A 9,563-nucleotide genomic window follows, 5' to 3' on the forward strand; every position below is an offset into this window, starting at 1 on the left:
CCGTGCGTATGGACTGCGCGATGAAGAATATCTGCGGCTGAAAATACTCACGTCCATGCTCCCGAGGCTCTAAAAAACATGAAATTTACCCACACTCTTTCACGAAGACCCGTTTTTTTCATCAGGCGGACGCCTGTGTTGTAGCCAGAGCCAATTCCCCTTGTCCATCCCGAGCAGATAATCAAAGCGCAAAAAGTCCGCAGCCACCACCTGACGTCCACACAAGTCGCTTATATCGTAACTGCGCCGCTTCTTGCATTTGGGCGAACTCCGAATTTTCAGAGCTGCCCTTCAGCTTATTCAGTGCGGCACTCCGGCGCAACGTTGTCCGGCAACCCGGTCTTACCCCGGGTCACTCACTGAATTCAAACCAGGATTCAATACTGGGCGGAGGTGTAATTTTCAAAGCGCGTGTACTCGCCACGGAAAGTGAGTTCAACTTTGCCGATGGGGCCGTTACGCTGTTTGCCGATGATGATTTCCGCCTTGCCTTTGTCCGGCGTATCCGGGTTATAGACTTCGTCGCGGTAGATGAACAGGATCAGGTCGGCATCCTGTTCGATGGCGCCCGACTCGCGCAAGTCGGACATGACCGGGCGTTTGTTCGGGCGCTGCTCCAGGCTGCGGTTAAGCTGGGACAGGGCGATCACCGGCACGTGAAGTTCTTTGGCCAACGACTTGAGGGAACGCGAAATCTCCGAAATCTCGGTGGCCCGATTTTCGCTGGAACGGCCCGCGGGCGAGCTCATCAACTGGATGTAGTCGATCACGATCAGCCCCAGCCCAGATTCTTCAATGCCCAGCTCATTCGTCTTGCGGTTCTGCCGCTCCAGACGACGGGCACGCGAGCGCAGTTCCAGCGCGTTCAAGCCGGCCGTCTCATCGATAAAAATGGGGGCATCGTTCAACTGGCTCAAGGCGTGGGTCATGCGCGGCCAATCTTCTTCCTCCAGGCGACCGGTACGCAGGGTATGCTGGTTCAGCCTTCCGACCGAACCGATCATGCGCATCGCGAGTTGCGTGCCCCCCATTTCCATGCTGAAGATTGCCACGGGACGGTTCGATTCGAGCGCAACGTTTTCTGCGATATTGATGGAGAATGCGGTCTTGCCCATGCTGGGGCGTCCCGCCACGATGATCAGATCGCCGGGCTGCAAACCTGAAGTCATGCTGTCGAGATCGGTGAATCCGGTGGAGATACCGGTGACATCGCTGGAGTTATCGCGGCCGTACAAAGATTCGATTCGCTCGACCACCTGCGTCAGCAACGGCGGGATGGGGATGAAGCCCTGCCGTCCGCGCTCGCCCTGTTCCGAAATTTCGAATACCCGGCTCTCGGCCTCGTCCAGCAACTGCCCCGCATCGCGCCCGCCGGGGTTGTAGGCGCTGGTAGCAATCTCGCTGCCCACCTCGACCAGTTTGCGCATGATGGCGCGTTCACGCACGATCTCGGCGTAGCGCCGGATGTTGGCGGCGGAAGGCACGTTCTGCGCCAATGCGCCCAGATAAGTCAATCCCCCCGCTTTCTCAAGTTCCGCAGTGCTTTGCAAGGACTCCGCCACGGTGATGACATCGACCGGTTTCGCATGCTCCGTCAACCGTCCGATATGGCGCCAGATCAGACGGTGCTCGGAGCGATAGAAATCCTGTTCGCCCAGCAGATCGCCAATTTTGTCCCACGCGCTGGTGTCGAGCAGAATACCGCCCAGCACCGACTGCTCCGCCTCGACCGAGTGCGGCGGCAACTTCAGTGCGTCAAGCTGGGAATCGGCGGCAGGGGCTGAAAAATTTTGCATGGATGGAATGCGGATTGGGGTTGGCTGATTTTACACTGCCGCGTGAACTCGCAACGACAAAAACAAAAAAGGGCTGTCGCCAGCCCTTTTTTGCGCATCGTTTTGCTCGTTCAGGGGTTACTGCTCGCCCAGCACCGAAACGATGACATCAGTCAAGACATCGGGATGCAGGGCGATGCTGACCGTATGGTCGCCGATCTGCTTCAAGTGGCCTTCAGGCATGCGCACTTGCGCCTTTTCCACCTGATGGCCTTGCGCAACCAAAGCGAGCGCGATATCGGCATTCGTCACGGAACCGAACAGCTTCCCGTCCACACCGGCCTTTTGCACGATCTGCACGGTCAGACCGTTCAGCTTGGCGCCGCGTGCCTGTGCGTCGACCAGTTTGGCCGCTTCGGCTGCTTCCAGTTCGGCGCGGCGCAATGCAAAATCAGCCACGTTGTTTTCCGTCGCCCGCTTGGCCTTTCCTTGAGGGATCAGGAAGTTGCGCGCAAAACCGTTCTTTACTTTCACGACATCGCCCAATTGGCCGAGGTTCACCACTTTTTCCATCAGAATCACTTGCATGATCTACTCCTTAATGCAAATCGGTGTAAGGCAGCAACGCCAGGAAGCGCGCGCGCTTGACCGCCACGCTCAATTGGCGCTGGTAATGCGCCTTGGTGCCGGTGATGCGCGCCGGAATCAGCTTGCCGTTCTCGGAAACGAATTCCTTCAGGATGTTGATGTCCTTGTAATCCACTTCCGCGATCTTCTCTGCAGTGAAACGGCAGAATTTGCGGCGCTTGAACAATTGACGCGAAGAATTGTTCTTCTTGTCATCTTTTTTCTTAAATACACGAGCCATGTTGTGCTCCTATCTCAATGTGACGTTATTAATGTGCAATACCAGTTGCGAAATTTTCAGGCTACGCTGCGCCAGGAATCCTTCGGCCATGACCCGCTGTCCGGGTTGCAGGCGGCTGATTTGCTGCGCCGCTTCGCCCAAGGCAAGTGCCGGAATATCGCACTGAACCTGGCGCTGCATTCCTGCTTCCTGCTGCAGCGAGCTGTGGCGTATTTTGCAGGCCACTCGCGCCAGTCCTGCCGGGGTAAAACGCAAACCTTCCAGCTCTACGATTTCCCCTTCAATCACGCAACGGTTGCCGCCCAATCCCAATTACGCAGCGGCTGCCGGAGCTGGTTCCGCAACAACAGCATCGCCGGTCAACGAACGCGATTTTTCTTCCTTCATCATCACCGAAGGCGCCGTGACAGCGGCCTTGGTCTTGATGATCAGGTGGCGCAATACGGCGTCATTGAATTTGAATGCATGTTCAAGTTCGTCCAGGGTGGTCTGGTCGCACTCGATGTTCATCAGCACGTAGTGTGCCTTGTGGATTTTCTGGATAGGGTAAGCCAGTTGGCGGCGGCCCCAGTCTTCCAGACGGTGAATGTGGCCGTTCTTGCCGGTCACCAGCGTGCGATAACGCTCGATCATCGCGGGCACTTGCTCGCTCTGGTCGGGATGCACGATGAATACGATTTCATAATGGCGCATTACATCTCCTTGTGGATAAAAGCCCCCCGCCATTTTTCGACGGTGGAGCAAGGTTGAAAACTCCCTTTTTCAGGGAGGCGCGCATTATAGGGGTATTCCGCGCCACGTCAAGCGCCAACCCCTTAATCCGCCGCAAGAATTCGGAGTGGCGGGCGGCGCCGCAACTGCCGGGTCCCCAGCCAACCGGACAGTGTCACCAGCAGCACGCCGCCCGACACGCCAACCAGGCCGATCACGGGATTGAATTGCCACGGAATATCGAGCACAAAGCGCGCCAGCACCCATCCCAGCAACAGAGCGCCCGCTGCGGCAAACAGGCCGCTCAATCCTCCCAGCACAGCGAACTCGGCCAGATGCAGCCGGCGCAAATAACGGCTGCCCGCACCCAGTGTGCGGAGGATCGCCGCCTCCTGACTGCGTTCATCCTGCGTCGCCAGCAGGGCGGCATAGAGCACCACCAGACCGCTCAACAGGGTGAACAGAAATACCGCACTCACCGCCCGCGCAATCTGGTCCATGATGCCCCGTACCTGCGCGATCACCGCACCAGTGTCGATCAACAGCAGATTGGGAAATCTGCGCGCCAGCGCATCCCCCGCCTTCACCTTGTCCGGCGGCAGATAAAAGCTGGACAGATAGCTGGACGGGAAATCCCGCAGCAATTCCGGCGTGGCGATCACAAAGAAATTCACCTTCATCGAATCCCATTCCAGCTTGCGCAGACTGGTGACTCTGGCAGTGAAACGGCTGCCTGCCACGTCATAGGTGAGTGAATCGCCGAGCTTGATGCCCAGTGTCTGAGCGATCCCCTCCTCCACTGAAAGTTCGTCCTTGCCTGCCTCAGACCACCATTGCCCGCTCACCATCCGGTTCCAGCTTGGCATCTGTGCCATCCAGGACAGATTGAACTCGCGCTCCACCAAGCCCCGCGCACGCGGATCGGGGTAGCTATCGCCATTGACAGCACGCCCATTGATCTCGACCAGGCGGCCGCGCACCATGGGCTGCATCTCGGGAACGGTCAACGCGTGCTGTTTGAAAAAACCGCTGATGGCTTCGATCTGGTCCGGCTGGATGTTCAGCACGAAACGATTTGGCGTATCCGGTGGCAGCTTTTCCTGCCAGCCTTGCAGCAGGTCGCCACGAACCAGGGTCAGGAGCAGCAAGGCCATTCCGCCCAGGCTGAGCGCCACCACCTGCACCGTCGTGCTGCTTCCGTGGCGCGCAAGATTATTGAGCGCATGCCGCCAGTGCGATTGCAAAAAGAACGCGTTGCGCGCAACACCATGCAACAGCAGCCAGGCCAACCCGCCGAACAGGAACAGCCCCGCCAGCAGTCCGGTCAACACGGTCATACCCAGTTTGAACGACCCCGCATGCCACAGAAACAACCCGGCCAAAACCAGCAGTGCCAGGCCATAGACCAGCCAACTGCCGGCCGGCGGCAGCCCCAGTTCACGGCGCAGCACGCGCAGCGGCGACACCCTGCGCAACTGGAGCAGGGGCAGAAAGGCAAACCCCAGCAACAGGGCAAAGCCACTGGCGGCCGCTTTGAGCAGGGGCAACCCGCCGGGCTGCGGCAGATCCGCGACGCGCATGGCGGCAATACTCTCGACCAGAACCGCCTGCGCGGCATAGCCGAGCAAGCCACCGAGCAGTGCCGCCACCACGCCCAGCAAGGCAAATTGATAAAGGAACAGGCGCAGCACGTGCACCTGTTGCGCACCGAGACAGCGCATCACGGCGCACGCATCCAGATGACGCAGCACGAAACGCCGCGCCGCCAGGGCAATTGCCGCACCGGCAAGAATGGCAGCCGTGAGTGCGGCAAGCCCGAGAAAATGTTCGGCGCGTTCCAGCGCAATGCGGATATCGGGGCGCGCATCACGCACATCTTCCATCTTTTCATGGGCGGCCAGACCCGGCTCGATGGCGCTGCGATAACGCTCCACCTGCGGCACGACACCCGCCAACAGCAGCCGATACGAGAGACGGCTGCCTTCCTGCAACAGCCCGGTGGCGGGCAGATCGGCATCGTTCATCAGCACGCGTGGGGCGACACTGGCCAAACCAAGGGAGGGATCGATATCTTTCACGATCCGTGCGGCGACGATGAATCGCCGCGCACCGATGCCGACCGCATCGCCCAGTTGCAGATCGAGGCGGCGCAACAGACGTTCATCCGCCCATACCGTGCCCCGCCGGGGAATGGCATCGGCCGCATGCACGCTGCCATCGTCGATTTGCAGCTTGCCGCGCAACGGGTAACCCGGCTGCACTGCCTGGATTTCGCTCAACAGTACCTGCGCGCGCCCGATCACCATGCTGGGGAAACTGCGGCTCTGCACCACGTGCAAACCCAGCGCTTCTGCCGTATTGCGATAGTCGGGGGGAAAGGGCCGGGTTGACGTAATGCGCAGGTCGGCGCCGATCAGCTCGTGTGCCTGCTGTTGCAAGAGTTGCCGCACACGGTCGGCGAACAGTCCTACCGTGGCCAGGCTGCCCACCGCCAACAGCAGGGCCAGCACCAGCACGCGCCATTCTCCGGCGCGCCAGTCACGGCGCAATAGTTTGAGCGAGAGCAAAAAAATATTCATTGCCTCTTTGGCCGAGGTTATCGGGTTACCCCGCAGGGGTTATTGCGACCTTGTGGTGAAACCCGCCCCACACAAACGGCGTCATACCCAACTCATGCCAACCACCGCAACAGCCACGGTGATGACGCCGAGCGTGAGATTGACTGCGACCAGTTGGCGAATTCTGCCCAGCAAGGCGGCCGCCTCGGGCCACTTTTCCTTGGCAACATGCAGGCTGAACGGAACATAGCAGGCAAAGAACACGTAGGCAAAGATCACGGTCATCAACAGGCCCAGCAACAGCATGAAATGCACGTACCGGGGCGCGTGCGCCATGCCGCCGTACTGATAGATCATGTAGAAGCCGGTGATGAGGATCAGCCCGACCGCTGCCCACACCCAACTGAAGAAGCGGCGGAACACGCTGTTCCACAAACCCAGGCGTTGCGGCGGTTGCAACACTTCGACGGCGGCGGGACGCAACACCGCGTAGGCAAGGAACATGCCGCCGACCCAGACGAGGACGGCCAGCAAATGGATCAGCTTGAAATAGCTCATGTCGATTCTCCTGATTGAGGTAATGCGAATTGTCGCACCGGTTTGAATGACCTGCGATGCACTTCCGATGCGCCATGGCGTTGCAGCGCGGCAAGGTGGGCCGCCGTCGGGTAACCCTTGTGCGCGTCGAAACCGTATTGCGGATAACGCCCATGCAGTTGCAGCATCAGCGCATCGCGCGCAGTCTTCGCCAGAATCGAGGCGGCGGAAATGGCCGCCACCGTGCTGTCGCCCTTGACGATGGCCTGGCTGGCAATGCCGGTGTGCGGACAATACAGGCCATCGACCAGCACCAGCCGCGGCGTGATGGACAGCGCCAGCACGGCGCGCTGCATCGCCAGCAGGGTGGCTTGCAGGATGTTGAGGCGATCGATCTCTTCAACGTCCGCAGATGCGACGGCCCAGGCCAGCGCGCGTTCCCGGATGACGGGAGCCAGGCGCTCGCGCTGTTTCGCGGAAAGTTTTTTTGAATCTGCCAGCCCTTCGACTGGGCGCGCCGGGTCGAGAATGACGGCTGCCGCGCAGACCGGCCCGGCCAACGGACCGCGCCCCGCCTCGTCCACACCGCACAGCAGAGCGATGCTGCTCATGCGAGAAAAGGCAGGATGGCTTGCGCAGCCTTGTGCGCCGCATCCCGGCGCAGCGTGCGCTGCATCTCGCCGAAGCGCTGCTCCAGTTGCGCCACCGCCTGCTTGTTGTTGACCATGTTCAGCAGGGCCTGCGCCAGATTTTCCGGCGTGGCATCGTCCTGCAAAATTTCCGGCACAACGAAACGCCCGGCCAGGATATTGGGCAGGCCGACAAAGGGCAGATATTGCTTGCGTCTGGCAAGCCAATAGGTGAACGGCGACATCTTGTAGGTAATCACCATCGGGCGCTTGAGTAAAGCGGCTTCCAGCGTGGCCGTGCCGGAGGCGACCAACACCCCGTCGGCGGCGATCATCGCATCGTGCGCATGTCCGAACAGCAGGGTAAGAGGCAGGTCCCACGCCTCCTGCCGCCACAGCTCGCGTTCGAAAATATTGCGCGTCTCACGGCTGGCCAGCGGCACGAGGAATTGCGCTTCGGGAATTTCCCGCAGGATCAGCTTGGCTGTCTCGATATAGGTCGCAGCCAGCCGATGCACCTCGCTCTGGCGGCTGCCCGGCAGCAACGCGAACACGCGCATTCCGGCGCGGATTCGCATCTGCTCGCGCATCTCGCCCCGCCGGGTCTGCTCCGGCAGCAGGTCGGCCAGCGGATGCCCGACATAGGTCACCGGTACGCCGGCTTTTTCGTACAGGGGAGACTCGAACGGGAAAAGGGCCAGAAGATGGGAAACTGCTCGCTTGATTTTGTGGATGCGCTCGGCGCGCCATGCCCAGATGGACGGACTGACATAATGCACGGTCGGAATACCGTGCTGTTTCAGCACAAGTTCCAGGTCCAGATTGAAATCCGGCGCATCGACGCCGATGAAAAGATCGGGCCGTTCAGCCAGAAAACGATCGCGCAGGCTGCGACGAATACCCAGCAGCTCGCGGTAATGGCGCAGGACTTCGAGATAGCCGTTGACGGCCAGTTTCTCCAGCGGGAACAGGATCTCCACGCCAGCCGCCTGCATCTTCGGGCCGCCGATGCCGATGAAGCGCACGCCGGGTTTGGTCTGGCGGATGGCGGCGATCAGCATGCTGCCAAGCAGATCGCCCGAGGCTTCGCCCGCCACGATGGCAATGGTTTTTTCGGTATGCGCCATTATCGGTTAACGCACGATGCCGCGGCTGGCGTGGCCGAGAAAGTCCAGCATATTGTCGAGGTCCGCATCGGCGTCGGCCACCTCGCCGCGCAAGGCGGCAATTTCCTGCTGCGCCGCCGCGAAACTGCTGCCGGCGCGATACAGGATGCGATACATCTTTTTGATCATGTCGAGACGCGGCGCGGAGTAGCCCGCACGGCGCGGACCTTCCTGATGCGGGCCTTTGGCTTCGGCGGGATTGCCCACCGCCGTGACGAACGGCGGCAGGTCCTGCGACAGGCGCGTCTGAAAACCGAGCATGGCAAAATCGCCGACGCGCACGAACTGGTGGATGCCGCTCATGCCGCCGATCAGGGTGTGGTTGCCGACCGTCACATGGCCCGCGAACTGCACCGAATTGGCGATGACGTTATGATTGCCAATACGGCAATCATGCGCCAGATGCACGTAAGCCATGATCCAGTTGCCGTTGCCGACGAAGGTTACTCCGCCGCCTTGCACCGTGCCCAGATTCAAGGTGCAGCTTTCGCGGATCGTATTGTTGTCGCCGATGACGAGCCGCGTCGGCTCCCCCCGGTACTTTTTGTCCTGCGGAATTTCGCCGATGGAACTGAACTGGAAGAAACGGTTGCCCTTACCGATAGTGGTGTGTCCGCCGATGACGACATGCGGCCCGACCACCGAACCGGCGCCGATCTCGACATGCTCGCCGATGATGGAATAGGCACCAACCGCGACATCGTCGGCCAGCTTCGCCCCCGGATGAATGAGTGCAGTAGGATGACGCAAGTTTTTTATTTTGTCCGCAACGTGCAGATCAATTCGGCTTCGGCGGCAACCTGTCCGTCCACCTCGGCCTTGCCCATGAACTTCCACATGCCGCGCCGGTTCATCGCAATCGAAACTTTCAGCAGCAGTTGGTCGCCGGGGCTGACCGGGCGTTTGAAGCGGGCGCCTTCGATGCCCACGAAGTAATACACCGAATCATCGCTGGGCAGGGTTCCCATGGTCTTGAACGACAGGATCGCCGCCGCCTGTGCCATCGCCTCGATCACCAGCACCCCCGGCATCACCGGATGGTGCGGATAGTGGCCGGGGAAGAAGGGCTCGTTCATGCTCACGTTCTTCAGCGCCACGATGCGTTCGTTCGGCACGACTTCCAGCACGCGGTCAACCAACAGGAACGGATAACGGTGCGGCAAATGCTCCAGCACCTCGTGAATGTCCATTGCACTACTCATGTTTTTTCTTATATGGACGCCTCCCGGTTTAGCAAGAGATTTGTCGTGTTTTGGTAAAACCAGAAATCGGCTGCAGTCTTATATCCGGCCTTGTTGCAAGCTGGACTTCTGCCTGCG

At 60.1% G+C, this 9,563-nt stretch carries 11 protein-coding genes; all 11 read right to left on the bottom strand.

The features are described from left to right. Window positions 1-377: 377 nt before the first annotated feature. The 11 genes from dnaB to fabZ all read right to left on the bottom strand — a co-directional run bounded on the left by dnaB (window position 378) and on the right by fabZ (window position 9,446). Window positions 378-1,796 (bottom strand): replicative DNA helicase, encoded by a 1,419-nt coding sequence (dnaB, locus tag ACKTSJ_RS10625; RefSeq protein ID WP_407900064.1) that lies wholly within the window; start codon window positions 1,794-1,796, stop codon window positions 378-380. A gap of 117 nt (window positions 1,797-1,913) precedes the next feature. Then, the gene (gene rplI / locus ACKTSJ_RS10630; protein WP_407900066.1) at window positions 1,914-2,363 is read right to left on the bottom strand and encodes a 50S ribosomal protein L9; all 450 of its coding nucleotides are present in this window, start codon (window positions 2,361-2,363) and stop codon (window positions 1,914-1,916) included. Window positions 2,364-2,373: 10 nt separating this feature from the next. Then, complete coding sequence (gene rpsR / locus ACKTSJ_RS10635; RefSeq protein WP_407900068.1) at window positions 2,374-2,643, bottom strand: 30S ribosomal protein S18; 270 nt, start codon at window positions 2,641-2,643, stop codon at window positions 2,374-2,376. A 9-nt stretch (window positions 2,644-2,652) separates the two neighbouring features. Beyond that, complete coding sequence (gene priB / locus ACKTSJ_RS10640) at window positions 2,653-2,931, bottom strand: primosomal replication protein N (RefSeq protein WP_407900070.1); 279 nt, start codon at window positions 2,929-2,931, stop codon at window positions 2,653-2,655. Between the two features lie 24 nt (window positions 2,932-2,955). Continuing rightward, window positions 2,956-3,336 (bottom strand): 30S ribosomal protein S6, encoded by a 381-nt coding sequence (gene rpsF / locus ACKTSJ_RS10645; protein ID WP_407900072.1) that lies wholly within the window; start codon window positions 3,334-3,336, stop codon window positions 2,956-2,958. 122 nt (window positions 3,337-3,458) lie between these two features. Then, a complete protein-coding gene (locus tag ACKTSJ_RS10650) occupies window positions 3,459-5,933 on the bottom strand; it encodes an ABC transporter permease (RefSeq protein WP_407900074.1) in 2,475 nt (824 codons plus the stop codon). Window positions 5,934-6,014: 81 nt separating this feature from the next. After that, window positions 6,015-6,470, bottom strand: a complete 456-nt coding sequence (locus ACKTSJ_RS10655; protein ID WP_407900076.1) for a CopD family protein — start codon at window positions 6,468-6,470, stop codon at window positions 6,015-6,017. Further along, window positions 6,467-7,060 (bottom strand): ribonuclease HII, encoded by a 594-nt coding sequence (rnhB, locus tag ACKTSJ_RS10660; RefSeq protein ID WP_407900078.1) that lies wholly within the window; start codon window positions 7,058-7,060, stop codon window positions 6,467-6,469. Before rnhB ends, ACKTSJ_RS10655 begins: the two co-directional genes overlap by 4 nt. Beyond that, complete coding sequence (gene lpxB / locus ACKTSJ_RS10665) at window positions 7,057-8,205, bottom strand: lipid-A-disaccharide synthase (protein WP_407900080.1); 1,149 nt, start codon at window positions 8,203-8,205, stop codon at window positions 7,057-7,059. The genes rnhB and lpxB overlap by 4 nt, the downstream gene beginning before the upstream one ends. A 6-nt stretch (window positions 8,206-8,211) precedes the next feature. Then, complete coding sequence (gene lpxA / locus ACKTSJ_RS10670; RefSeq protein WP_407900084.1) at window positions 8,212-9,003, bottom strand: acyl-ACP--UDP-N-acetylglucosamine O-acyltransferase; 792 nt, start codon at window positions 9,001-9,003, stop codon at window positions 8,212-8,214. After that, on the bottom strand, window positions 9,000-9,446 hold the full coding sequence (gene fabZ, locus ACKTSJ_RS10675; RefSeq protein ID WP_407900082.1) for a 3-hydroxyacyl-ACP dehydratase FabZ: 447 nt from the start codon (window positions 9,444-9,446) through the stop codon (window positions 9,000-9,002). The genes lpxA and fabZ overlap by 4 nt, the downstream gene beginning before the upstream one ends. Between the last annotated feature and the right edge of the window lie 117 nt (window positions 9,447-9,563).

It is taken from the genome of Ferrigenium sp. UT5 (assembly GCF_045866295.1).
Taxonomy (GTDB): domain Bacteria; phylum Pseudomonadota; class Gammaproteobacteria; order Burkholderiales; family Gallionellaceae; genus Sideroxyarcus.

Excerpts from the sequence above, each read along its gene's own strand:
- dnaB (WP_407900064.1), bottom strand. The coding sequence starts at position 1,796 with ATGCAAAATTTTTCAGCCCCTGCCGCCGATTCCCAGCTTGACGCACTG.
- rplI (WP_407900066.1), bottom strand. The coding sequence starts at position 2,363 with ATGCAAGTGATTCTGATGGAAAAAGTGGTGAACCTCGGCCAATTGGGC.
- rpsR (WP_407900068.1), bottom strand. The coding sequence starts at position 2,643 with ATGGCTCGTGTATTTAAGAAAAAAGATGACAAGAAGAACAATTCTTCG.
- rpsF (WP_407900072.1), bottom strand. The coding sequence starts at position 3,336 with ATGCGCCATTATGAAATCGTATTCATCGTGCATCCCGACCAGAGCGAG.
- ACKTSJ_RS10650 (WP_407900074.1), bottom strand. The coding sequence starts at position 5,933 with ATGAATATTTTTTTGCTCTCGCTCAAACTATTGCGCCGTGACTGGCGC.
- ACKTSJ_RS10655 (WP_407900076.1), bottom strand. The coding sequence starts at position 6,470 with ATGAGCTATTTCAAGCTGATCCATTTGCTGGCCGTCCTCGTCTGGGTC.
- rnhB (WP_407900078.1), bottom strand. The coding sequence starts at position 7,060 with ATGAGCAGCATCGCTCTGCTGTGCGGTGTGGACGAGGCGGGGCGCGGT.
- lpxB (WP_407900080.1), bottom strand. The coding sequence starts at position 8,205 with ATGGCGCATACCGAAAAAACCATTGCCATCGTGGCGGGCGAAGCCTCG.
- fabZ (WP_407900082.1), bottom strand. The coding sequence starts at position 9,446 with ATGAGTAGTGCAATGGACATTCACGAGGTGCTGGAGCATTTGCCGCAC.